Genomic DNA, 26,230 nt, shown 5'->3' with positions numbered 1-26,230 from the left:
GATCATCAATTAAAATCTGGGCAGCAACAATTAAAACCTGTCCTGTTAGTTCCCAAGCATTCACCAAAGATTGGCGTCGTTCTCGTTGACATTCAATCACATTAATGATGTAACCCAAGTTGACAATATCCGCTTCTTTTAAAGGGGTATCCGGGGAATAATAAGGGTCCCAACCGGAACTTTCATGCCCTTTTTCCCCGATGCGTTCAATGTCGCCTCCGTAGCCACATCCATAATCAAAGAAAGTCGTATTTTCGGAGAATAAACCCGCTTCTAAAACTAACTTCACAGGTCGGGAAAGAGAACGACGAACTAAAGCCGCTTTGTGACGTTCTATCTTCGGAATAGGGACAAACTCTAATGGATTTTCTTGATCCCCTTCTATCGAAACGATGCGATGATCCCGAATTTCTACTCCTTTTCGAGCGAGATATTGTTGCCATCCTTCACGGGTTCCAATAGTACGATAGATGCGTTTTTCTGAGGTATAAATGGATGGGTGATCAGCAGAGAAACTGAGTTTAGACTCCAATAGTCCCAGTTTTTCTTCGGCTTGCGTCAAACGGGCGAATTTTTCATAATGAGGATAGTCAGGGGTAACAAAGGTTTCTTTCCGGTGGAGAATAGGGGGGTTGTCGCTATTACAATAGTCGTGGGTTTTGAGGTGACGGGTTTGTAGATTGACTAACAGACTCGCCGTTAAAGCCGGATGGGGATCACAGTCAAAATCCGGGTAGAATAGGTAGGAAACAACGGGTTTATAGGTATGAAATTTAACGATCGTTACCCCTTCGATATTCTCTAAGATTCGCCGACTCCAAGACTCGTAAAGACGCAAAGCCGGATCAAGATGATCAATGGCGCTGATATGAACGTAGAGGGCGTTGGGGAGTTTTTTACCGATTTGACTCTGTTGAGAATAGTAAGCGATCGCGTGGGGTTGACTCAGGTGTAATAAAAGATGATTAACGACATCACAGACTCGCCCAAAACTCCCAAAAGTGCTTTGGATTTCCTGCTGTAGAGATGCAGGGAATTGAGAGAGGGAGATTATTGGAGGGGGAAGTTGAAAGGGAGTTGCCTGTTGAGCCAGAGAGAAGATCAGGTCATTGAGGTTGCGAATTTGGGAAGCATGGAGTTGAGTCCCAGGAGCAGAAACAAGACGGGAATCCGTCGAGAAGGACTTTGTTGCTGCAATCTCACTGATACTCATTAGCCTGACCCAGAATAGTAGGGAGATTTATCTTAAAACTAAGTATACAACAAATGGAATATTTTACGAGAAAAAATATAACGTTTTGGCAAAAACTGGGGATCACACAGAGGGAACGAGCGCGAATTCTCACCGATGACAAACCGAAAGATCTAAATTTCTAGGATAAATGTCGCGCCTTTTGGGGGATGATCTTCGACAAAAATTTGACCTCCGTGAGTTTCTACAATCATCTTACAAAATGCTAAACCCAATCCAATTTGTTCAATCCCTTCTACGACAGTTCCCACTGCATACTTTTTAAAAATAACATTTTGTAGTTCTTTACTCACACCGGGACCTTGATCGGAAATGTAAATTCTGACTTGAATAGATTCCTGTTCAGGATACTCTACTCGGAAGCGAACTACACTGTTATGGGGAGAGAACTTAATAGCATTGGAGAGTAAGTTATCGAGGACTCGCCGAAATAAGTTGGGATCGAGATTTACTTGTTTTTGAGTTGACGGAACTTCGGAAATCAATCTGATTTTTTTCTGAGTCGCTATCGTTTCAAAATCAAAAACAGTTTGTTCAGAAAATTGACCAAAATCTATCGTTTTTTGAGTAAGAATCAAATTTCCAGATTCCAGTTTTGCCATGACTAATAAATCATTGGTCAGCGATTGTAATCGATATCCACAATTAACAATACGTTGAACTTTTTTTTGGCTTAATTCTGAGAGTGAATCTTCTTTTAAAAGTTCTCCAGCAAAGAGAATACAAGCAATCGGATTTCGCAGATCATGTACAATCATGTGTGACATTTCTTCCCGTAATCTGAGAATATCAGCGAGAGTATCCCGTTGTTGTTGTAAAGTATCATATTGTTGTTTAATTCGCAGCATTGAACGAATTCTTGCTCGGAGTTCGATACTACTGGCAGGTTTACTAATAAAATCATCTGCTCCTCCTTCCAAACAACGAGCCATATCTTGTTTAGAATTGAGGGCTGTTACTGCAACAATTGGAATATGAGACCATTGTGGATCTGACTTTATTTTTTGACACACTTCTACGCCATCCATGCCTGGCATCATCACATCTAGAAGGATGACATCGGGTTTAAATAAGGGCAACCGTTGTAAGGCTTTTATCCCACTAGAAGCGTAGCTTAATTCATACTTTTCTTCCAATAATTGAGCTTCAATTACATCAAAATTATTGGGTTCATCATCGACAATTAAAATTTTTGCACTGTTCATCTTTTAAAGCAAAATAATAAGTCAGAAATTCTCAAACTTTTTGATCAATAAATCAATCTCATCTTTCAAACTTCATGTTTTTCTTCAGACTGATTATCTCCGGTTTAACAGTTCTTTGATTTTATCCGCTAACATTTTCAAACTAATGGGTTTGCTCAGATAATCATTCGCTCCAGCTTGCAAACAGTGTTCACGTTCTTGACTCCCTACTAAAGCCGTTAACACAATAATAGGAATTGTAGCCGTTTCTGGATTTGTACGGATTTTATGAATGGCTTTTTTTCCATCAAGTTCTGGAATTTGAATATCAAGAATAATCATTTGAGGCTGATATTGTTGGGCATATTGAACCGCTTCAATACCGTTTTTAGCAAAAATAATTTGATATCCTCGGGTTTCTAAATAATCAGCTACCGTCTCCGCATTTGCTGGATCATTTTCTGCAATGAGAATGGTTGGAGAACCCTCAAAAAATGAGTTTGAAAACTGAGGTTTAGCAGTTGTTAATAAATCTTCTTTCATTTCATTAAGACTATTGTTTGTAGAAAGTAACGCATCTACAGTTTCAGGAACAGCAGTAGAATTCCAGGGAAGTGAAACCGTAAAGGTACTTCCTCGCCCCACTTCACTGTCAAGAGAAACAGTTCCCCCGTGCAGATGAGTAATTTGTCGAACCAAGGCTAACCCCAAACCCGTACCCGAATATCGACGAGAAAGACTACTATCAATTTGTACAAAAGGCTCAAATAAACGCGATTGATCTTCAAAAGCAATACCAATTCCTGTATCAGTAACACTCAAATGTACACAATTATTTTGAGGTTCTGTCTCAATTTGCAGTAAAATATGATTACCATCTGGGGTGAATTTTACCGCGTTACTGAGGAGATTAATTAAGACTTGACGAATCCGAAGTTCATCGATGTTAATAATCACCGGAACAGAGGTGGCAATGAACTGAAGTTGGAGATTTTTTTGATCGGCTTGGGGTTTAACAAAACTGAGGCTAGATTGACAAAGTTCAGTCAGATTAACGCATCTAAGCTGTAACTCCATTTTTCCCGATTCTATCTTAGATAAATCGAGGATATCATTGATGAGTTCGAGTAAATGTTGACCACTCTGTTCAATCGTTGATAGCGATCGCAATTGTTCGGTATTCAGCCCTCCATAGACTTCCTGTTGCAAGACTTCTGATAAGCCTAAAATTGAATAGAGCGGTGTTCGTAATTCATGGCTCATATTTGCCATAAATTCATCTTTGAGACGGGTTGCTCGTTCTAACTGAGCATTTGTCCGACGCAGTTCAACTTCTGCCCGTTTGCGTTCAGTGATATCCCGACAAACACAGACAAATTCGCCGCTATTGGTCAGAGTCAGGGAGAATTCCTGTAGAAATGTACTCCCATCTTTACGAGTGGCTAAAGCTTCGCCCCGTGAGTATCCCTTTTCCATCAGTTTAGAGATAATTTCTCGATCAATGCGATCGCCTTCTTCTGGATGATAAAAAGTCTTCCAGTTACGGTTTAATAGTTCGTTGGCTTCGGTATATCCAAACAGTTCTAAATGGGCTTTATTGAGGTAAAGATAGTCTCCCATTGGGCTAGTAATTGCAATCCCTTCGCTGGCGGCTTCAATGGCAGTCAACTGACGTTTAAGTTGTTCTTGAGCGAGTTGACGTTCAGTCGCTAGAGCGATCGCACTAACAGCAGCAGCTAATAAACTGATTTCGGCTTCATCCCACTGACGATCATCTTCATCGTTATCAAAACCAATTAATCCAAAAAATTCTCCTTTAACAATCAGGGGAAATAATAATACCGTAAAGATTCCCACAGGTTCAAGAATTTGACGTTGTTCTGGGGTCATATCACTCAAATTCTCACAAATCGCTTCACCTTGAGCAAGTTGTTCAACCCAGGGCGAAAAACAAGGGGTATCATAAAGTTGTTGCAGGACAGAACGGTTAAGTCGAGAAGTTGCATCTGGAGCCGACCAGTGAGACATATAATACAAATACGGACGCTGAAACTCATCGTAATAATGCTCAAATACATAAACTTGACTGGCATTCGCCGCTTGACCTAAGATAGAAAGCACGAGTTTGTATAAATCACTTTGAGAAGTAGCACACAACAGTTGACGCTGCACTTCTACTAAAGCGGTGAGATAATTATCTCGTTTTTGGAGAGCGGCTTCTGCCTGTTTGCGTTCTCGAATATCCCGAGCAATTTCGCAGAAGTAGGGGATACCATGAAAGTTTAATTTGGTCAGGGTAATTTCTACTGGAATGGCTTCACCAGTTTGGGTATGATGAGTAGACTCTAATAACAGGGATTTTTGGTGTTTGAGACGTTGGCAAAACTCTTCCCACTGGGGCGGAGCGTTTAGGGATTGATCAATTTGCCAAATTTTGAGATTGGAGAGTTTTGTACTCGAATAGCCCAAACTTTCACAAGCGGTTTTGTTAACATAAACAATCTGACCTGATTGATCGACAATGACAACACTTTCTTGGGCATTATCGAGGGCAAATTCGACCAGTTGTAAACGATCTTCGGTTTGTTGACGTTCGGTAATATCAAGAGCAACCGCGAGAAATAAGCGTTCTTGTTGATGTTCGATCAGTTGAAAGTGAACTTCCACCGGATAGAATGTTTTATTTGCTCGTTGATAGGCTGCTCTAAAAACGGTCTTGTTTTGTTGATGATTTAATAAGGGATCAATTAATTTTTGAAATTGTTCTGGAGTCAGTTGGGGTTTGAGGTTAATGGCGGTTATCTGTTGAAGTTGTTCGAGGGTGTAACCCAGATTTCGCAAAGCACCTTGGTTGGCATATTGAAATTTTAGAGTTTCAGCATCAAAGATATAGATTTCATTTAAACTTGCTTCTAAAATATTTAATAGACGAGTTCGTTCGGCAATTTCGGCTTCTAGATCGGCGGTGCGTTGTTGAACTCTTGCTTCGAGTTCTTGGTTAAGTTGTTGCAGTTTTTGTTCGGCTTGTTTCTGTTGAGTAATATCTTGAGTTAACACCACCCCGGCTTGCACCTTTCCCTGATCGATAATAGGTAAAAAATAAACCAGATAAAGGCGATTGCCAAAGGGAAGTTCACTAACTATTTCTTCTCCCGCTAAAGTCCGACGATAAAGCGGTTCGATCAGTTTACAGGTTTCTTTCGGTAAGACTTCCCAAATCGTTTTCCCTTCCATTTTTTGTTTAGAAAGTCCCACCTCTGCGAGTCCAAAACCCCCAACTAGGATATACCGTAAGTCGTGATCAAACATCATTACAGCCCCGTTGGGGAAGTTATCGACTAACATCTGATAACGGGCTTCACTCTGACGCAAAGTGATTTCTGCTTTTTTATTTTCGGTAATATCTTCGTAGGTACCGACGACTCCGATAATTTCTCCCTCTGGATTTCGCAAGGGCATTTTATGGGTTCTTAGCAACCGTGAGATTTTTCCCACTTTGGTCATTGGTTCTTCTATATTAAGTTTAGTTTCTCCAGATGCCATGACTTGATGATCGTCGGCGCGATAGAGTTTGGCTTCTTCTTTCCACGGCATATCAAAGTCAGTTTTACCGATGATTTCTTGGCTAGAAGATAAACCTCCATCCACACTAAATTTGTAGTTACAGCCGAGAAAATTCCCTTCTTTATCTTTCCAAAAAACGCCTTGAGGAATACAATCGAGAACAGAACTTAAAAGGATTTGATTTTCTTGAAGGGCGCGTTTAGCTTCGATGCGATCGCTAACATCTCGACTTTCTGCGATTAATAATATAACTTCGCCTGTTGCATCTCGAAGTGGACGTAAAGCAAAGTCTGTGGTTGCGACTTTATTGCCTACTATTTTGACATCAACTTCATAATAAATTGATTCTCCAGAAGCGGCCTTAGCGATACTTTCACGCAATTGTTGTTGTATTTCTGGAGAGATTGTCCACCAGTAAATTTCCCAAAAGGGACGGTTGATAGTTTCTTCGCGTTTCAAACCTCCAAAGTCTAAAGCGGTTTGATTAACATCGAGTAATATTCCCTCTGGACTGAGTATTGCTGTACATTGAAAGGTGTTATTTAGAAGGGCTTGGAGTTTTTGATCGCTGGCTTGAGTTTGGGCTTCGAGTTTAGCATTGAGAGTTTTTATTTGTTGACGAAGTTGGTCTTCTTTGATGGCAATTGAAAGTTGAATAGAAAGTTGTTCTAAGAGTTCTATTTCTTCGGGTTTCCAGTTTCGGAATTGATCGCATTGATGAGCGATTAAAGTTCCCCATGTTTTGAATTCTTGAGTTTTTTGATCGCCGGAGTCTAAATCAATAGAAATGGGAATAGATAAATAAGATTTAACTTGATTTTTTTCTAAATTTTGAATTATACTTTTTGATAATTCTGTTTTAAATATATTAGTAGTCGATTGTTTTTTGTACAAAAAATTACAGTTTTTTTCTGGTTTAAAAGAGATGATATTTTTGTATTTTAAGTTAACTGATTGGGCAATATTTTTAGGAAAATCATCGGCCAAAAAATGATATAATAAAATGCGATCGCAGCGAAGAATTTGTCTAATTTCGTCAACGGTGGTTTGGAGTAGGGTTTCTAAGTCGAGGGATTGATGAATTCGTTGATTAACAATTTGAGTGATTTGAATGTTGTTCATGGCTTGAGTGGTCAATTTCTGTGATTGATTTGGAGTTCAGTCCCTCCTCTTCTGTTATAGAATATTTTTCCTCTCTCTTTCATCCGTGAGTATACGGAATTCTACTTCACTCTCATGTAATCTTGAGTCAAACTCAATCGGTGAGGACGTTTTATCCCTTGTTAGTGTTGTCTTGATCTCCATTTAAAGCTTCATATTGTGTCAGCAGCTTTATCATTACTTTATAAAGTCTTGAGTCTTTTGTGTTGAAAATATGGATCTTAGTTTTTCGACACTTTGATCCGTTATGCTTTGATATTAAACGGCAAAATCCTGGAAACTTAATGACTGCTTGATGTTACAGCCACTAAGCGCCCAGGATTCAGTGTTCTCCTTTCGGCAGACTTAATTCAGTTTCAAATCAATTTCAAAAGGTATTATTCCGCAGCAGGTGCCAGTTCAGTGGAACCTGTGGCGCGTTTGCGAGTTAAGGTGTTAAACAACATTAAACCAATGGCTTTGATCAAATTCCCTTCGAGTTCGTTGAACATCTTCATATTCATTCCGAAGGCGGCATTGGCTTCAGCAACAATCCGATCGGCTGTGGCTTGATCGATGGATAAATCATTCATAATCTGGCGATAATTGGCTTTGAACGCCTTCTCATCAGGAATATCCTTAAATTCGTAGAACTGGATACCTTCGCCCTCTGAGAGGTTCATACCCCGTTGAGCGATCGCTTTGAGAATTTGTCCGCCAGACAGATCGCCCATGTAGCGCGTGTACAGGTGAGCAATTAATAATTCGGGTTCGGTGTTAGAAATTTCTCGAATTCGGGCTACATAGGCTTTTGCTGCAACTGTAGGAGCGATTTCTTCACGCCAGTTGGAACCATAGAAGTAGTATAGGTCTTTTTCCAAACTTTGCTTACGATTCAGTTCGGGAAAATACAGCCGAGAAAGAATAGGATGGTTATGGTGACGTTCCATCTCCTCTTCCATTGCCGAATAGACAAAGTAAAAATTTGCTCCTAATGTTCTGTAGGAGGTTTTTTCTACAGTTCCTTTCAAAAAGCATTTGATAAAACCCACATTTTCTGCCATGGTGTGGGATTTTTTCGTACCTTCTCGCAATTGAGTTGCTAAATTAACGCTCATACTAAAATCCTTATATCCGAAAGCTTTTGTTCAACATCAAACATCTCTATACTGAGATAGCGATTATTTCACCGCCTAAATTGTTACCTTAAACTGATTTGCTGAGAAATGATGTTAAGATTTGTCACAACGGCTACCGATTAGCAGGAGAATTGAGGCGGAGTAACTGATTTCAATTTCCTCTGTGTAGCTAAAAAACCGCTTAATATTGCACTTTAGCATGATCCGCGATCGCACTCAACTTGACTGGTTCGACAAGAGATTAGGTAATCATTACTACGCCTCCAGATGCGAACTCCTCAATATTGCCATGAATTAGTGCTATTTTGAATAGAGTGAATGGCGATCGCAAAACTTTAAAGGATTCTCAGGCACTCATCTTTAAGCAATCAAACACCTGATTAGCCGTCAATTCTAGATGAATATCCTCTAACAGAATCAAGTGATCATTTCCTTGAAAAAGTCCGGGTTGTTGGTTCGGTTGGAAAATTAAAATTGATCGAACATCGGGAGCAATTAACCATGCAATTTGAGAACCGAATTTAAGACTATGCAGAATATTTCCTGTAACGCCGTTAGAACTTTATGCGATTGTATTCAATGTTGGCTTGTCTCTACAGACAATAATCTCTTATAATTGAATTTTAGTTACGGCAATTTTTCCCCCAAAACAAACATCAACATCAGTTTCAGGAGTGCGCTGACGTTGGCTATAATTCCCCATATAAAAATAATTTTCGTCTTCTACTTTGTAGTCAATTGGTAAAGGTTTTGTTGAGGGTTCACAAAATACCATTTCAGGTTCGGGTGCGTCGGGTTCAAGATAGGGAAAGTTAACGTTCCAAAAACTTCCCAGTTCCAAAGGACGATTCAGTAAATCTTTTAAAACCGTTTGACTCCAGCGTGTTGTTTGTTCCCAATTAACAGGTCTTCCACCTTTTCTATACTGCGATAAAGCAATTCCTCGAATTCCATGAAATGCAGCTTCTCTAACCGCAGCAACGGTTCCAGAAATGTAGACATCTACACCTAAGTTTCCACCGGAATTAATACCCGAAAGCACCCAATCAATTTGCGGAGATAAATGGGTAATCGCCAGGCGAGTACAGTCAGCCGGAGTACCCGCAACGGCGTATTCTGTATCTGAACGACGTTCAACTGCAATCGGTGATCTCGTCGTTACTTTATGACCACAACCGGATAATTCTTGTTGAGGGGCGATAAAAATACCTTGATGATTAATCGCCTCTGATAATGCTCGAATACCCGGTGCATCAATACCATCATCATTTGTTAGTATAATCGTCATTTTTAAGTTTAGTACGTGAATGGAGAAAATAGTAACAACCCGTTACACAGATTATTTTAAGTTACATATTGCACTTTTTCCCAACTTTTTCATCCTCACTAAATTAAAGCCAAAATGCAGCCGCAGCTAACCCCGTTAGAAATGCCGGAAACAGCCATCGCAGCCAGCTATCGAGATCAAGTGCTAGAAATTGAAGTTTGACTTCAGCCAATTCAATCGTTGTGACGGTTTCAACTAATGCTAGAAAAACCATCACCATCGCACCAATAACAAACTTATCAAGAACGGTTAAATAGGGAACCTGGGGTAAACTTTGTTGGAGGGTAAATTCATAGGTAATCAGGCTCAGTATTGCGGTAACTGAAATCGTTACTTGAGGCATAATTTGACCGGGAGGAAACCAAAAAACGGCGTAAGACATCAAAACAATCAAGATTAAAGGTAAAATAACACGAGTGATATAATAAGCTGTGTAGCGTTTCACTTGGAGTTCATAGTCAAAGCAAACAAAACTTTGATTGAGTTGAGCAATATGACGAGAACCAGTATGGGCAATGGGAGTATTTGTAGACCAGTTAGGAAGCGATATTTCTTCGGCTAATCCCGTCAGATGATGATTGACAAGAAACTGCACTTCATCGGGACTAAACACAAACGACATAATTTGAATTTTTAGGGTTTGTTCGTCAAAGGGAAAGCGTTTCAAGTTTAAAGGCGAGGAGACTAAACCGTTAAATCTTTGTCCACAAACCACGGTTCCATCGGGAGCAACCACAGTTGTTTCAAAATTTTTGGTTAGGTTTCTCTGGTTAAAAATTCGCGCCGCAGGATGCCAAATTTCATCTAAAGTTTTACGACAGGAAGCAATAGAACAATGAGACTGGCTCATAACGAGATGCGGATCTTTCCATCTAAATTCTATAAAAAAGTCCGCTTCAAAGCTTTGTCGGGCTTCATCAATCTTAAATAAGTCAATCACATAAAGACCGACGGAAATTTCCGTTGCACCTTGCTCCGAGAAAGGGCGTTCTCGGACTAAAAGTTCTCTCGCCGGGTTAATATCATCTTCAATCGTTATGTTGGCGGCAACTGTGGAAGTTTTGGGGAGAGCGGCGACTAAATTCTTGAGCTGCATTAATTTCAATAGATAATTTTTTATAGACTCAAAATCTTGATGATCTTATTTCTAACTATACAAAATAAAAGATTATAACTTTGTACTATTGCTTACATAAAAAATTAAGTCTTTGAGATACATTTTGCAGACAAATAATTTATCGGTTATTCTCTACCCCAGAAAAGTCGCACAAGAGGAGAAGCTATACCATGAGTTATTAACTGGAAATATGAAACAAGTTTTACACCCAAAAAAGCACCAATATTTCAGTCAAATTCTGACTTTTTCTGAATAAACGATAAAATCAGCAAAACATCATCAATAGTCGCACATCTAACGTTCATAGGTCAAGTCAAAATAGAACCCCCCAACATTCGTTCAAACCGTCGGTTTAACTCCTGTTTCATTAACGGCCAACGGTTCAACGAGTCATCTTTTTCGATCACTTTTTGCGCCGCATCTCTTGCCAATTCTAACACTTCGCGATCTTCAACCAAACTCGCCAACACAAAATCCGGTAATCCCGACTGACGAGTTCCCAAAACTTGACCAGGCCCCCGCAATTGCATATCCATTTCTGCAATAAAAAAACCATCTTGAGATTGTTCAAGAACTTGTAACCTTTCTTTGGCTTCTGGTGTCGAACTTCCAGCCATTAATAGACAAAAAGATTTGTGTTCACCTCGTCCGACTCGTCCCCGTAATTGATGCAGTTGAGATAAACCAAATCGTTCGGCATTTTCAATTAACATCACCGTTGCATTCGGAACATCAACCCCCACTTCTACAACCGTCGTAGAAACCAGAATTTGCGTTTTTTGATCACGAAATTGACTAATCGCTTCATCTTTTTCCGCACTGCTGAGACGACCATGTAATAACCCAATTTGAAACTCTGGAAAAATTTTAGTTTGCAGTTTTTGATGTTCTTCTACAGCCGAACGAACATCTAACTTTTCGGATTCTTCCACCAACGGTAAAACCACATAAACCTGTCTTCCCTGCACAATTTCTCGCCGCATTAAATCATAAGCTTCCTGGCGTTGTTTCCCCATTAAAATTGTCGTTTGAATCGGTTGACGTCCGGGAGGAAGTTCATCCAGTTGACTGACATCTAAATCCCCATGTAACGTTAACGCTAATGTCCGGGGAATTGGAGTCGCTGTCATGGTTAAAACATGAGGAGATTCCCCTTTTTGTTGGAGTCTGGCGCGTTGCTGTACCCCAAAACGATGCTGTTCATCAATCACAACCAACCCCAATCGATGAAACTTAACTGTATCTTGAATTAGCGCATGAGTTCCCACCAAAACAGGTAATTCTCCCGTTTCTAATTGCTTGTGAATTTGGCGACGTTTAGCGGCTTTTGTTGAACCTGTTAACAGTTCAACGCTTAAGTGCATTAAATTAAACCAACTCACTAACTTACGATAATGTTGTTCGGCTAAAACTTCTGTCGGTGCCATTAAAGCCGCTTGATATCCGGCTTGAATTGCCGCTAACATTGCCACAACAGCTAAAACCGTTTTTCCAGCGCCCACATCCCCTTGAACTAATCGATTCATTGGTTCAGAAGATTGTAAATCAATCAGAATTTCTTTGATCACTCGTTGTTGAGCGTTTGTAAATTCAAAGGGTAAAATTTCATCAAACTGTTGAATTAATTTTCCGGTTGGAGCAAGAACCGCGCTAGTTGTTGCTTTTTTTTGAGATTGACGTTGTTGTAATAATCCTAATTGTAAATAGAAAAATTCATCAAAAACTAAACGGCGACGGGCTGCGGCTAAACAGTCTCTATCTGGGGGAAAATGAATATTTTGAATAGCATCTTGTACCCCGATTAATTGATAGAGATCCAATAAACCTTGAGGTAAACTATCTTGGAGTTGACTCGTGGTTGGTAAAACTGATAAAACAGCTTTTCTCACTAAGTCAGCGCCTACCCCTTCACTGAGGGGATAAACAGGCACCACTCGACCAATTTTCATCGAGTCAATTTGACCGCCCGCTTGGTCTAAAACTTCCAATTCAGGATTATCTAAAGTAATCCCATATTTATTGCTTTTCACTAACCCCGAAGCCGCAATAATTGTACCGGGTGGATAGTTGTATTTTTGCTTATTTTGCCATCCGGCATTACTAAACCTTGGCCCTGCAAAAAAACGACTAATTTTGAGGGTTCCAGTATTGTCTGTTAACGTTAAATTTAAGATTGTTAGTTTCTTATTTCGAGGACTACTAAAACAGTTACATCGTTTAACTTTCGCAACCAAAGTTACTGTTTCTCCCGGAACTAAATCCCGAATTGCAACTTGACGCGCATAATCAATATGATCTCGCGGATAATAGTACAATAAATCATAGACCGTATAAAGACCAAGTTTCGCTAAACGATCAGCATTTCTAGGCCCAACAACTTTGGCTAAGGGTTGTTCTAAAGAAGAAGCAGCGTTGGGTGATTTATCAACAATCGGTTGAGTTTTAAGTTGAGAATTTGTCGGAATAGATGCGGGAGGAGTTTGACTTTTGGCGGTGATTTCTTCGACTTTTGAACGATTGTTAATCTGACGCTCCATCTGCAATAAAAATCGCCGCGTATCATCAAGAAGGTTTTCTCGTTCTTGTAGTGTTTTTTCTGAATAGTTCCCAAACGCATCAACCATTTGTTGACAGCGATGTTGGGATTCTGTGGGAATTTGCTTTAAAAGTTCGTTTAAGCTAATGTACAAAAACTCGTGAAATTGATGATGCTTTCCCTGAATATTATTGAATCCTCTTTCGGCTTCAACAGCAATGGCTTTATGCAGGCGTACCCAGTCAGGTTGGTTACTCTTCATTGTTTCAGTTGAGTAAAATATAGAAGTGATCTTAGCGTTTCTTGTTAGCGTTATTTGATGTCAAAATGAGTTCTTATTAGGGTAGCATGGTTAAGCCGTTCTACTCTAAAAGTATAGAAGTTTTTAAGGCAAGAAAATCAAGAAAATTGCGTTTCATTTGACAATTTAGGATTTTTTCGGTAAGATTAATACTATAAGCTAGTCTGGGTTCACTCGTACATACTCTTGAATAAAAAGTCAATATCCTAGCAATCACTGGAATTCAGTCAGTTTCAGCTACTGTCGCTTTAGTCTTTCGAGTTCTCCTCAAACCAACTTGAGCGCCAAGCCGCTTCCGCTTCTAAAACCGCCCGTTCTCGTTGTTTCTTCTGATAATTCCGCCCCACCTTATTTAACTGAGCAGAGAGATTACGAATTTTGTGGCGTGCAGACATCAATGTGGCATCCGCAAATTCAATCTCAGACACACGCAAATGTACTGCCATCAAACGAGTCACATTCGTAATCCCCTCATCCTCCTCCTCCAAATTTTCAGTTTCAATCATCAAATTGAGTAAATTAGGCGGACTCGCAACCGTTTCAGCAGAGGCTTCCGCTTGAGATGCAGCTTCTAAAACCGCCTCAGGAAGATGGTGGGGAAAAATATTGGCTTGTTGTAGCGCAAAGTTGGTATCACGAGATAGCGTTCTCAAAAGCGTATTAATTGACTGTTCGAGATCATCTTGCCATTTCGCTAATCGTTCGGGAAGACTCAGAACCTTCGGAGTTGGTGGTTGCAAAAGCAAATCCGCAGAGAGTTCTAGCGATTCATCTTCTGAGGTTAAAGCTTGTAACAAGTCATCATTATTCTGAGCATCATCTTGGAGTTCAGGTTCTTCAGGTTCGGGTTCTTTTTCTTCTAAAGCTTGAGAGGCAGGAGAAATTTTAATCAGAGAAATCAACATTTTTTGAGCATTTGCGGCTAGACCTTGCAAACTCTGTTGAAATTTCTGTCGTTGTGAATAGGAAAGCTTCAGAAAATATTCAGGATAACCCTGAGTACATAAATGATAATTCGCCAGAATTAACTGTTGGCGCATCGCGTTTCCCAAAGTGGTGAGATAATTCTCATAAGCACCATCAAACTCCTGCGCTAATTTAAAGATAGCCTCTTCTAAAGAAGCAATATCCTCCTCTATGCCTTTAAGCGATCCTGTCATTTCTAGCGATTAAAATTAAAAGAGAAAAGTGTTAATAAAAAAGGGAAATAGTGAAGTCAGGGGGAAGTTCTAGAAGTGAGTTATACAGCCAAAAAAATTAGAAAAATCTCTAACTTTCAACTCAAAATAATTAACTTGTTTAGCCCCAATCCAGTCCAATTCAAATCGTGATCGGGACTAAACAAACGGCACTACATCCATAGTTGGGTCAAGAAAACAGTGCTTATTCAGCAGATTCTTCCTCGCTTTCAATCCCTTCACCTAAAACAAAGCGAGAAAAGCGACGCACCTTCATATTTTCTCCGAGAAGGGCAATCGTTTGTTTAACTAATTCTTCGACCGTAATATTTTGATCGCGAATATAGGGTTGATCCATCAACGTCAATTCTTTTAGACGCTTATCAATCCGCCCTTGAACGATTTTTTCTTTAACATTATCAGGCTTTCCCGCGAGATCATCGCGCTTCATCTCAATGGATTTTTCCCTTTCTGCGATCTCGCTAGGAATATCTTCTAAACTGACATATTCCACATTCGGACAAGCCGCAATTTGCATGGCGATATTTCGCACGAGGGCCTGGAACTCCTCACGACGAGCAACAAAGTCAGTCTCGCAGTTAATTTCGACTAGGACTCCAACACGACCCCCAGTGTGAATGTAGCTGCCAACGAGTCCTTCACTTGCCTTGCGACCCTCCATCTTACCAGCTTTAGCAATGCCCTTTTGTCGCAGCCACTCAATGGCTTTGTTCATATCGCCATTTGCTTCTTTGAGTGCTTCTTTGCATTTCATCATACCTGCGCCTGTTTTGTCGCGCAGTTCTTTGACTACTTTCGCTGATATTTCGGCCATCTTTTCCTCAGTTCCTTCTCTTGAATTTTTTTAGTCGCCCTGAGACATCTATTCTAGAGACATCTGTTAGAAAATTTTAACAAATTGCTGCCCACATTCTCAAGGTCAAGGGCGCAAGCCCCAAAAAAATTGGCTTGAATGGACTGATGCGCCCTTTGTGCTGATTTGAAGTCAGTTCAGAATCTCAGTTGATTTTACTCCTCTGAGTCTGATGAGTCTGATGAGTCTGAATCGGTGCTTTTTTCCTCAGTTTTTTCAGCTTCGTCGCTAGACTCGCCACTGACTTCTTCTTCCTGGAAGTCTTCTTCTGCACCTTCGTAGTCTTCATCAAATTCTTCTGCAAAATCGTTATCCGTCTCTAACTCGCCGTGACGTCCTTCATAAATGGCATCAGCGAACTTACCAACGATTAACTTAATCGCCCGAATTGCGTCATCATTAGCAGGAATGTGAATATCAGCTAAATCTGGATCACAGTTGGTATCCAACATCGCAATAATCGGAATTCCCAACTTGCGACATTCCATCACCGCGTTATGTTCCCGTCGTTGGTCAATCATCACCACCGCATCAGGAATTCGACGCATTAACTTAATACCACCCAAATATTTTTGCAGCTTCTCAAGTTCCCGTCGGAGCATGGACGCTTCTTTTTTGGGAAGATAATCGAGTTGACCACTATCTTGACGATATTCGAGTTCCTTGAGTCGGTCTACCCGAGTTTTGATGGTCGTCCAGTTGGTCAGCATTCCCCCTAACCACCGTTGGTTCACGTAATATCCCCCACAGCGCTGGGCTTCTTGGGCGATAATCCCCGCCGCTTGACGTTTGGTGCCGACGAATAGAAATTTCTTTCCTTGTTCAGAGGAACTTCTGATATATTCGTAAGCTTCCTCCATCAGTTGAGCCGTTTGTAGCAAGTCAATGATATGAACTCCGTTACGCTCTGTATAGATGTAAGGAGCCATTTTAGGATTCCAACGGCGAGTCTGATGTCCGAAGTGAACTCCAGACTCTAACATTTCTGCGAGACTAATAACAGGCATTATTTATTTAACTCCTTTCGGGTTAATCCTCCATCCGGGGGTTGATTTCTGAAGCTCATTGCTCAGAAACACCCGAAACCCTGGATGTGCGAATTTTAGACAACCTCTCGATTATAGCAAAATCTAGAGCTTTTTTACTTTAATCTAGCAAGCCAGAGCAGAGTATATACAGAGCTAAAATCGCCTTGAGTTGACACAAGGGGATGAAGGACTTGTGGCGGAATGGGTATGACCTCCGGTATCTACACCTCGTTTCCCCAATTTGACTTTGATTTTGTTTTTAAGTTGGACTGGCAGAGTATCAATCGATATTCACTCGTCAGTCAACCTTCCTAAGTAGCACAACTTTTTCTGCACTAACTCAGAGATTTTACTGAGTCTCTAATTCTAATATTTAATTTAATTCATAACGAACATCCGTAGAATTACTGAGAACTCAAAACAAATCAAACAACTCAAACAAAAAAGTACGTGTAAACTCTGATAATTAAAATATTTTTTTGTCAAATAAAACTCGTTAATAAAAGTGATTGACATCACATCAAAAGCTAACCTACTTCAGTATTATAGTCTTGTGCAAGTCCCATTATATCTAGATCTTAACGATAGCTTGAATAATGTAAAGACTCAGTAAAAAAGAGCTAAAATTATTTCCAAAAAGGTCTATCGTAGCTAAGATATATACAGATAAGAAAAGTTTCACACAAACCCAAAATACTCAAGTTTTTAAATTCAATCAGGAGTCACCCCCCATGAAAACTAAACTATTTGCTCTATTAACAAGTCTGACAACTCTCACAACCGTAGTTGCAGCAACAGCACCCGCTCAAGCTGGAGAAATCGATGACTTAATGGACGCTTTTTATCAGTTTGCACCCACTCAAGACCGTATGAAAATTCAGTCTGATGGTGTAAATCTTAAGGAATTTGACCTCACAGGGCCTTTAACCGTTAACCAAAGCAACGCCAATCTAGAAGCTGTATTTTTAGGTGAAGCTGCCGGAAGCACAAAGAACGTTTTAGACTTCTCAGTCAGTTCAGGTGATAGTAATGATAAATGGTCTAATATTTTTGCCTACAAAGATGATATACTCGACAAGAAAGATCCCAACAATATTTGGAAAGTCGGTAGTTTTAATAAAAACTTTAATGATGAAGCCGGCTTAGATATCGGTTCAACCTTATCTTTAGGTGCATTTGAAGCCGGAAGCACTCTAGATTTTGCACTAGGAAGAAGCAACGATGCAAGTTTTGGATTCAGTCTCAGCAGCGCACCGACACAATTCAAAGGTTACACTCTGGCTGGATTTGAAGATTGGATGATTATTGGTCTTGAAGACAATAATACTAGCACCAGTGACTGGGATTACAACGATGCTGTATTTGCGGTTAAACTCGGTACTCCTGCGGCAAGTGTTCCTGAACCCTCCACAATTGCAGCTTTGATGGGTGTTAGTGCTGCTTTTGGAATGAGCCGTCGCAAGAACGCTAATAAGTCCTAAATTTGAGCGAACACACTCCAATCAACATCACGAATAATTAAATTAACCTCCATCTTTAATGATCTAAAGTGGGGGTTATTTATTTTTATTGTTTAGATTGATCAAAAAGAACAAAAATCCAGCCCCACCTCATCGGAGACAGGGCAAATCTTCCCCATTCTTAACTCTTAATTGCGGTTTCCATGAGAATTTCGTGAGCGCTCAACTCTTTATCTGATGAACTACGCCGGATATATTGACCATCTGATTGCAAATCCCAAGCTTGACGATTATCACAAAGCAGAGTTCCCAAAATTTCTTGTAAATCTTTAGCAATTTCTGGATCTTCTACAGGAGTCACCGCTTCTACCCGTCGATCTAAATTTCGAGGCATCCAATCTGCTGATCCAATATACACCTCCTCTTGACCCCCATTATAAAAGTAAAAAATCCGAGAATGTTCGAGAAAACGTCCGACAATACTAATCACTTTGATATTGTCACTAATTCCCTTCAAACCTGGACGTATACAGCAGATTCCCCGAACAATTAAATCAATTGTCACCCCAGCGCGAGAGGCTTCGTACAAAGTTGAAATAATCGTCCGATCAACTAAAGAATTCATCTTCGCGACAATACGACCTGTTTCTCCCCGTTTTGCCTGTTCGATTTCCCGACGAATAAACGTCAAAAAGCGATCGCGCATATTCACCGGAGCAATCAATAATTTTCGGTAAGATTGTTGTCGAGAATGTCCAGTCAGGAAATTAAATAAATCCGTGAGATCCGCCCCTAAATCTTGACGACAAGTGAAAATACCAATATCCGTATAAAGTTTTGCAGTTTTGGGGTTATAGTTCCCCGTGCCAATGTGAACATAGCGGCGAATTTTACCTTCTTCTTGACGAACCACCATCACCACTTTTGTATGGGTTTTGAGTCCCACAACCCCATAAACGACATGAACGCCACTACTTTCAAGCTTACGCGCCCATTGAATGTTATTTTCCTCGTCAAAGCGGGCTTTGAGTTCGACTAATGCGGCGACTTGTTTGCCATTTTCAGCGGCTGTAATCAAAGCGTTAACAATCGGGGAATCTCCAGAAGTGCGGTACAGCGTCATTTTGATCGCCAGTACGTCGGGATCATAAGCAGCTTGTTCGATAAAGCGTTGAACAGTACCGGAAAAAGATTGGTAGGGATGATGTACAAATACATCTTTAGCGCGAATGGTCGCAAAAAGGTCTTTCGCCGCTTCGCCATTATTAGACGAATCAAAAACATCTTCACTTTGTTGCACCCACCGAGGTGAAACTGAATGCCAAGATTTGTCTTTTAATTCGGGTAAAGGGAGTGCCATAAATGACATTAGATCCTTTAAACCCAACACTCCCTCAACGGTGTAAATATCTTCAGGTTCTAACTCCATCTCCTCATAGAGCATTTCTTTAATTGAGGAGGGCATCGTGGGGTTAATTTCCATACGAACCACGGAACCCCCGACACGACGCTTGCGAAGTTCTTGCTCAATGACTAACAGTAAGTCATCCCCTTCGTCTTCCTGAACCGATAAGTCAGCATCACGGGTAATGCGGAAAGGATGATATTCTAGGATATCCATTCCCGGAAATAAAGATTCGAGGTTATGGGCGATTACTTGTTCGAGGGGAACTCCTGTCCAAACACTCGGCTGTTCGTTTTTCTGGATGCGTAGGTTTTCGGGAAGGGAAACAAACCGAGGGAGTAGTTTAGGGACTTTGACGCGAGCGAGTAAGTCTTCTTTGGTTTCTGGGTTTTTGAGAACAACCGCTAAGTTGAGACTGAGGTTGGAGATGTAGGGAAAGGGATGACTGCGATCAATAGCTAACGGGGTGAGAACCGGAAAAATTTGTTCCTCGAAATAGTGTTGTAGGTAGCTTCGTTGTTCTTGGTTGAGATCAATATAGTTCAGGATATGAACACCAAACTTAACCAATTCCGGTTTGAGGGTATTCTCAAAATATTTGTGTTGTTCAGACACCATTGGCAGCAGCTTTTGATGTATTTCGTTGAGCTGCTGTTGTGGGGTACGACCGTCGGGGGTTAACTTGTTAACTTGAGCTTCTTTTTGTCGCTTCAAACCTGCTACCCGCACCATGAAGAATTCATCGAGGTTAGAGCTATAAATGGCTAAAAATTTTAGACGTTCAATCCGAGGGGTACGAGAGTCTAGGGCTTCTGCTAATACTCGACGGTTAAATTCTAGCCAACTTAATTCTCGATTAAAGTAGTATTCGGGATTACTTAAATTGATTTTGTCAGATGCTTTGGTTTCGGTTTTTTCTGTTTTTGCCATAGTCTTAAGCGTCAGGAGGTTTTCGTATCGTGGCTGCAATTTGTCACTGTCATTGCAGATGTCTTGTGAAAAAAGTCCAGTCTTCTGGTAATGATGAGAAGTTTAGCACTGCCAGGGAAATCAGTCGTTAACAAAATGTTAAACTTTTTCTTTTGAGATGAATCTGTGTTTCTTTAAATCGCAAAATAATGAATGATAAATTATAAATTATTAAAATTGAGATGAGTAGTTGTGATGATGTTTTGTTACTCTTGATCAAGCTCAGATTTGAGGCAACAAATCAGTTCACAAAGCTGGTGATCAACTGATTCGTGAGTGTATTCATCATTCGGATCAGGTAACTGTCCAGGACGCTGAAAGTGAGGCCGTTCATTATTCATCTGTCCCCACTGCATATCGACCTGACGGACTAGCTCATAGAGGATCGGGGGATTCTCTACGATTGATTTCAGTAGCCCCAATAAAGCCTGTAATGGATGATTTAGATGGTGACTGACTCGGACTATATCTTGATCAACCCAACGAGATAAAATCACCAGTAATGCCCCGGAATTATCGGACAAATTGGAGTTAATAAAATTATTGATTTCAGTTTTGACTTGCACAAGTTTAGGAACTGGAGATTCTCCTTTCATAAAAGAACCTCCTTCTTGTCTAATGACATCAGCCAGTGTAAACTCCCGACCTCTGAGAATATCGCGCTTTATGTCTTCATCTTCTTCAGAGTTGGATTCTGATGAATTGGAGGCGTCAGAAATCATTGTATTTTAGGATTTGAACTTGGGCAGTGATCACATTCTCGACAGAATAAAGATGAACTTCTGAGCGCAAAAATTCAGCAGAAGTAAATGATAGTTAACTGTTATTGATACCCTAATAGAACCGGCTTAGACAGAACGCTTCATTGCTTCTAATAAAAGACTTAAAGCCCGATCTTCTTCGGGGTTCACTCGACGATCCAATAAAGCAATAGCTACTGCTTTTTCCAGGGCGATCGCCGCGACATCAGGTTCTAATTCTTCGACTAAAAGATCCAAAGATTGAGGAATTCTTAAAGCCGATCGAATTCCCACAATTAACTCAGGCTCTAACTCTAGATTTTCGATAATGGGTAACACCCGATCCCAATCCGTTTCAGACTCAGGTTGCTCGACTTGAATCATATAAGCTAGCAAACGTTGTAATTTAACCTGTTGTTTAGGCGAAATTTGATCGTAAGTTAAGCCCGAGTTAGAAGGAGTTGAGGGAAGATTTGCCTCATTGCCAATATTATCGATAATCTTTTGCCAGTCTGTCGAATCGCAAGTTTGTGGTTTTTTGACTTGTAAAGTCACCTGAATTTGATCGCAATTGCTCTCAAGTTGATTGACAATTGCTTCTACACCCAAATAACCTAACCATCGGCTAATGGTTTGAACGAGGGTTTGGCGAGTGCTGTTGGAGTTGGCTAACAGACGAATCTGTGTGCGAACCAGTGGACGAACAATTTCTGTAAGCATTCACGAACCCCAATTCATTGCAAAGCTGACTTATCTTTTAGATGATAGCAACGTTCAACTGCGTTCCCTAAATTCGATCACATCTTTTTTAATTGTGACATCGTAGCGGCCAAAGAAATCCTGGCCGAGAAGTCCCAGATCCAAAGCCGGGGCGATCGCTACAGGAAGATTGGGCATTGTTGCACCACCAACGCTAACAGACTCAACTAAACCGATATCAAATTCAGCATTTTTCTGACTGGGTGTATCTGCTGTAGCTTTGGCAGTGGGAATCACTCCGAGAAGTTCAGCCATAACCGGGGTGATCGCCGTCCCACTCGCACCTGTATCGACTAACATCTCAAAAGTTTGATTTTCATTAAAAACGACTTGAATCACCGGAATTCCCCCTTGACGACGGATAATTTGGGCGCTATAGACTCCGGGTGTACCACTCGCACTCGCAGTCGCATTCGGATCAAACGTGGAGTCTGGAAAAATGCAGATATTATTGAGACGAACATAGTTTCCCGCTTGATTTTTGAGAAAACAACCGGGAAGTTCTTGAGCGCTCGCCCGGACTTCAGGGACAACCAGAAATCCGCTCATTAAGGCTAAGATCGTTAGCCATCGGATAGGTTGCAAGGATTGATCACTCTGGAGGACTTGAAAGCTAGAAATTGAGAATGTTAAGTTTTTATTCATCATGCTGACCTCAACTGTTTTTAAACTCTACAAAACTGAAATTGTGAAATTCTGAAGAAAGGATAAAGGGCGTTAGAAGCTGATTCGGCAAATGTAGCGATGAGAAAACAACCCGTCAGCCGATCACAAGACTCCCAATTGAGGGTTCATCTCTATTTTATCAACAGGGTTGAGGCATTGGTATAGCGTGACTTGAGAAGATCATAACTTTGGGTGATCAGATCTGAACCCGAATCAAGCGGAGCTGAAATAATCATGACAAACTATCAGTAAGAACACATTTATGCGCTGAAAGGTTTGGGATAATCAACAATGATCATTTCAGTTGTAGGTCGAAAACTCCATGTCGCTTGTTTCTGCTCAAAGCGCCTTACTCGTTCTCGCCGACGGCACCACCTATCGAGGTTGGTCTTTTGGTGCGTCTGGAACTATTGTCGGAGAAGTTGTGTTTAATACCGGGATGACTGGGTATCAGGAAGTCTTGACTGATCCGAGTTATTTGGGACAAATCGTGACGTTTACTTACCCGGAGTTGGGAAATACAGGGGTGAACCCCGAAGATGAAGAATCCCAGCGTCCTCAAGTTCGGGGGGCGATTGCTCGTAATATTTGTACTCGTCCGAGTAACTGGCGTTCGACTCAATCTTTGTCTGACTACCTCAAACAACACCAGATTCCAGGAATTTATGGGATTGATACTCGCGCTCTAACCCGCAAAATTCGCACGGTTGGGGCGATGAATGGGGCGATTTCTACTGAAATTCTTGATCCGGCTGAATTACGAAGTCAGGTGGAACAAGCACCCAGTATGGCGGGGTTGAATTTGGTCAAAGAAGTAACCACCAAGACCATGTATGAATGGTCGCAAGCCACAGATCGGATTTGGGAGTTTAGTCCTTCGTTGTCTTCCGGGGAGGCTGTAGAACCTCGTTATACGGTGGTGGCGATTGATTTTGGGATTAAACGCAATATTTTGCGCCGTTTAGCCAGTTATGGATGTCGGGTGGTTGTGGTTCCGGCTGATACCAGCGCTGAGGAGATTCTCAAGTACAATCCAGATGGGATTTTTCTCTCTAATGGCCCGGGAGATCCGGCGACGGTGACTGAGGGAATTACCACGACTCGCGAACTGCTCAAGTCTAGTAAGCCTGTGTTTGGGATCTGTATGGGCCATCAAATTTTAGGCTTGTCTATGGGAGCGGAAACGTTTAAGCTCAAGTTCGGTCATCGAGGGTTAAACCAGCCTGCTGGCTTACAACGACAGGTGGAAATTACCAGCCAAAATCACGGATTTGCGATTAACCCGGATAGTTTGGCTGATGGGATAGAAATTACTCATCTTAATCTCAATGATCGCACGGTTGCGGGATTGAAGCACAATAATTTGCCCTTTTTCTCGGTTCAATATCACCCGGAAGCGAGTCCTGGCCCACATGATGCAGATTATTTGTTTGAACAGTTTGTTCAACAGATGGAAAAGTCGAAAAGTCAGTAACTTGCGCGGGACGGGCGCACGCGAAGATTGAGTCCAGCCAAATGCTAGACAATTTGACAAAAACAAACTATACTGGATCGGCAATGTACGCACTACTTGAGTTAGGAGGGTGCTATTCCTGAGCAATTAAACTTGACCGTAAGCCTAAGGGGCAATCGCGATGTCAAAGATAAATATCAGTTGTTCCGTCTGACGGGCTTACTCGATGCTTTTTCAGAAGCAACATTCCGAAAGGTTGTGAGTAAGTGTATCGAAGGTGGACCGACAAACATCGTATTGGACTTGTCTCAAATCGATTTTGTAGATAGCTCTGGGCTAGGCGCACTTGTACAGCTTGTCAAGAAGGCTCAGACCGAAGGTGGAACGTTACAGATTGTAACCAATCCTCGTGTTACCCAGACCGTCAAGCTAGTTCGCTTGGAAAAGTTTCTCTCCTTGCAGTCTTCAGTGGAAGCTGCGGTCGAGAATATAGATAAATAAATCCTCATAGTGAACCGAGAGCGCTGTCTATATCGAACAAAAGACTTAAAGATCGGCCAGCTTGCTGTCTGGCTGATGTTTTATGGGAGCTAATGGACCATTCCCCGATCAAACCTGAACAAGTTCAACAACTGTCTCCGGCATCTTGGGCTTATCTGGGAGATGCGGTTTATGAGTTGTACATCCGTCACTTTTATCTGATCCCTCCAAAGCGATCGCAACTTTATCACCAGCTTGTTGTCTCTCAGGTGAGAGCAGAGACTCAAGCCCGTCATTTGCGATCGCTTGAACCCTATCTCTCAACAGCAGAATTAGAGGTCGTTCGTCGGGGACGAAATGCGGCGGTTAAAGGCCCAAAACGGATTGATCAGCAAACCTATCAACTCGCAACCAGTTTAGAGACTTTAGTGGGATATCTCTACTTAACTGATCCCGAACGTTTGTCTCAATTATTCGCCCAGTTAGACTTAAATAGTGAAAGTTAATCGATTATTAGCTCCTGTGGAAGCTGAACAGGGGGATGGTAAAAATGAGTAAAAATTCCCAACGTCCGCAACCGAACTCTCAGGGTCAACGCCATCGACCAAAGCGGAAAATTAATCCAGTGCGATCGCATTCCCCTCAAATTCCTTCGCCTCAATCGGGGTTCGACTCCCCAAACCAAGAGGAGACAGACACGGACTTAATTTATGGTCGTCATACGGTTCTCGCCGCGCTCGAAAATGAGCGATCGCTAAATCGCATTTGGATGGTGCCGCAACTCCAATCCGATCATCGGTTTCAAAAAGGGTTGTCTACTGCTAAGGCAAATGGTACCCTAATTGATAAGGTGAGCAATCAACGTCTCGATCAAATTGCACCGGGAACCAATCATCAAGGGATTGTTGCTCAAGTCTCACCTTATGCCTATAAGGAACTCTCAGAGTTAATTGATCTGGCTAAAGCGGCAAGTTCTGAACCTGTAATTGTGATGGCCGAGGGATTAACTGATCCCCATAACTTAGGTGCGATCGGCACCTCTGGACTAATCTTACCTCAACGTCGGGCTGTCGGCATTACCTCGACGGTGATGAAAGTAGCCGCAGGCGCATTAGAAACGTTTCCCGTTGCTCGCGTTGTCAATCTCAATCGCGCTCTCGAAGAACTCAAACAAGCTGGTTTTTGGATTTATGGTACATCTGCAACTGCGGCTCAACCTTTATATACGGTTAAGTTTAGTGGCCCTGTGGTTTTAGTGGTGGGGAGTGAAGGTCAAGGTTTAACTCGGTTAGTTGAGCAGAGTTGTGATATTTTGGTGTCAATTCCTTTGATCGGACAGACCCCTAGCCTGAACGTTTCAGTAGCGACAGGAATGGCACTCTATGAGATTGATCGTCAGCGTCGGTCTGGTCAATAATTCTCCAACTCCGTCTTGATTAAACCGTATAAATCAACTCTGTCTGAGAGTAGAAGATTAAGATAAAGTAACGATGTAAGATCGGCTTCTATGAGGCACTGAAGAAGGGTGTCTGTGGAGAAAAGGTGAACGTGTCGCAAGTCCGATGACATGATTGAAAAAAGAAATGCGAGACTGGTATAACAAAGTGTGAAGACTGATTCTAGTAGAACTTGAGAGAACATCATTACCCACTTGATCC

19 protein-coding genes are annotated in these 26,230 nt (G+C 41.3%); 5 read left to right on the top strand and 14 right to left on the bottom strand.

From position 1 onward, the window contains the following. The 10 genes from M595_RS22840 to rpsB form a co-directional block, all read right to left on the bottom strand. The coding region (locus tag M595_RS22840; protein WP_023068861.1) for a DNA phosphorothioation-associated putative methyltransferase at positions 1–1,213 on the bottom strand (1,213 nt) is incomplete at its 3' end. 152 nt (positions 1,214–1,365) lie between these two features. Beyond that, positions 1,366–2,457, bottom strand: a complete 1,092-nt coding sequence (locus tag M595_RS22835; RefSeq protein ID WP_023068856.1) for an ATP-binding response regulator — start codon at positions 2,455–2,457, stop codon at positions 1,366–1,368. A 93-nt stretch (positions 2,458–2,550) separates the two neighbouring features. Next, positions 2,551–7,122, bottom strand: a complete 4,572-nt coding sequence (locus M595_RS22830) for a PAS domain S-box protein (RefSeq protein ID WP_052001868.1) — start codon at positions 7,120–7,122, stop codon at positions 2,551–2,553. A 416-nt stretch (positions 7,123–7,538) separates the two neighbouring features. Beyond that, complete coding sequence (locus M595_RS22825; protein WP_023068858.1) at positions 7,539–8,258, bottom strand: biliverdin-producing heme oxygenase; 720 nt, start codon at positions 8,256–8,258, stop codon at positions 7,539–7,541. A 631-nt stretch (positions 8,259–8,889) separates the two neighbouring features. Next, positions 8,890–9,567, bottom strand: a complete 678-nt coding sequence (gene surE / locus M595_RS22820; RefSeq protein ID WP_023068857.1) for a 5'/3'-nucleotidase SurE — start codon at positions 9,565–9,567, stop codon at positions 8,890–8,892. A gap of 103 nt (positions 9,568–9,670) precedes the next feature. Then, positions 9,671–10,702, bottom strand: coding sequence for a ligand-gated ion channel (locus tag M595_RS22815; RefSeq protein ID WP_023068864.1), 1,032 nt, complete (start codon positions 10,700–10,702; stop codon positions 9,671–9,673). 329 nt (positions 10,703–11,031) lie between these two features. Beyond that, positions 11,032–13,521 carry an ATP-dependent DNA helicase RecG gene (gene recG, locus M595_RS22810; RefSeq protein ID WP_023068855.1) on the bottom strand — a complete coding sequence of 830 codons (2,490 nt, stop codon included), beginning with the start codon at positions 13,519–13,521 and terminating at the stop codon, positions 11,032–11,034. Between the two features lie 287 nt (positions 13,522–13,808). Continuing rightward, on the bottom strand, positions 13,809–14,720 hold the full coding sequence (locus tag M595_RS22805) for a hypothetical protein (protein WP_023068854.1): 912 nt from the start codon (positions 14,718–14,720) through the stop codon (positions 13,809–13,811). Positions 14,721–14,943: 223 nt separating this feature from the next. Further along, positions 14,944–15,573, bottom strand: coding sequence for a translation elongation factor Ts (gene tsf / locus M595_RS22800; protein WP_023068850.1), 630 nt, complete (start codon positions 15,571–15,573; stop codon positions 14,944–14,946). Between the two features lie 194 nt (positions 15,574–15,767). Further along, a complete protein-coding gene (rpsB, locus tag M595_RS22795) occupies positions 15,768–16,619 on the bottom strand; it encodes a 30S ribosomal protein S2 (RefSeq protein WP_023068865.1) in 852 nt (283 codons plus the stop codon). A 752-nt stretch (positions 16,620–17,371) separates the two neighbouring features. Here rpsB and M595_RS22790 point away from each other — a divergent pair. Beyond that, a complete protein-coding gene (locus M595_RS22790; RefSeq protein WP_023068859.1) occupies positions 17,372–18,121 on the top strand; it encodes a PEP-CTERM sorting domain-containing protein in 750 nt (249 codons plus the stop codon). Between the two features lie 160 nt (positions 18,122–18,281). Here the strand turns inward: M595_RS22790 and ppk1 are convergent, their stop codons facing one another. From ppk1 to M595_RS22770, 4 genes are all read right to left on the bottom strand, one after another. Next, positions 18,282–20,435, bottom strand: a complete 2,154-nt coding sequence (ppk1, locus tag M595_RS22785; RefSeq protein ID WP_023068867.1) for a polyphosphate kinase 1 — start codon at positions 20,433–20,435, stop codon at positions 18,282–18,284. Between the two features lie 245 nt (positions 20,436–20,680). Further along, positions 20,681–21,196, bottom strand: a complete 516-nt coding sequence (locus M595_RS22780) for a hypothetical protein (protein WP_023068866.1) — start codon at positions 21,194–21,196, stop codon at positions 20,681–20,683. Between the two features lie 126 nt (positions 21,197–21,322). Next, entirely contained in the window at positions 21,323–21,934 is a 612-nt protein-coding gene (locus M595_RS22775) for a hypothetical protein (RefSeq protein ID WP_023068849.1), read from the bottom strand. 54 nt (positions 21,935–21,988) lie between these two features. Further along, positions 21,989–22,621, bottom strand: a complete 633-nt coding sequence (locus M595_RS22770) for a retropepsin-like aspartic protease family protein (protein WP_023068860.1) — start codon at positions 22,619–22,621, stop codon at positions 21,989–21,991. Positions 22,622–22,961: 340 nt separating this feature from the next. Between M595_RS22770 and carA the strand changes: the two genes are divergently transcribed. The 4 genes from carA to rlmB all read left to right on the top strand — a co-directional run bounded on the left by carA (position 22,962) and on the right by rlmB (position 25,989). Then, positions 22,962–24,113, top strand: a complete 1,152-nt coding sequence (gene carA / locus M595_RS22765) for a glutamine-hydrolyzing carbamoyl-phosphate synthase small subunit (protein ID WP_023068852.1) — start codon at positions 22,962–22,964, stop codon at positions 24,111–24,113. Between the two features lie 132 nt (positions 24,114–24,245). Beyond that, positions 24,246–24,593 (top strand): STAS domain-containing protein, encoded by a 348-nt coding sequence (locus M595_RS22760; protein WP_009784838.1) that lies wholly within the window; start codon positions 24,246–24,248, stop codon positions 24,591–24,593. A 92-nt stretch (positions 24,594–24,685) separates the two neighbouring features. Beyond that, complete coding sequence (locus M595_RS22755; protein ID WP_023068868.1) at positions 24,686–25,078, top strand: Mini-ribonuclease 3; 393 nt, start codon at positions 24,686–24,688, stop codon at positions 25,076–25,078. 44 nt (positions 25,079–25,122) lie between these two features. Further along, the gene (gene rlmB, locus M595_RS22750; protein WP_040484536.1) at positions 25,123–25,989 is read left to right on the top strand and encodes a 23S rRNA (guanosine(2251)-2'-O)-methyltransferase RlmB; all 867 of its coding nucleotides are present in this window, start codon (positions 25,123–25,125) and stop codon (positions 25,987–25,989) included. Positions 25,990–26,230: the final 241 nt, after the last annotated feature.

The sequence above is a fragment of the Lyngbya aestuarii BL J genome (assembly GCF_000478195.2).
Lineage (GTDB): Bacteria > Cyanobacteriota > Cyanobacteriia > Cyanobacteriales > Microcoleaceae > Capilliphycus > Capilliphycus aestuarii.
This window is presented reverse-complemented; position numbering and strand designations above follow the sequence as displayed.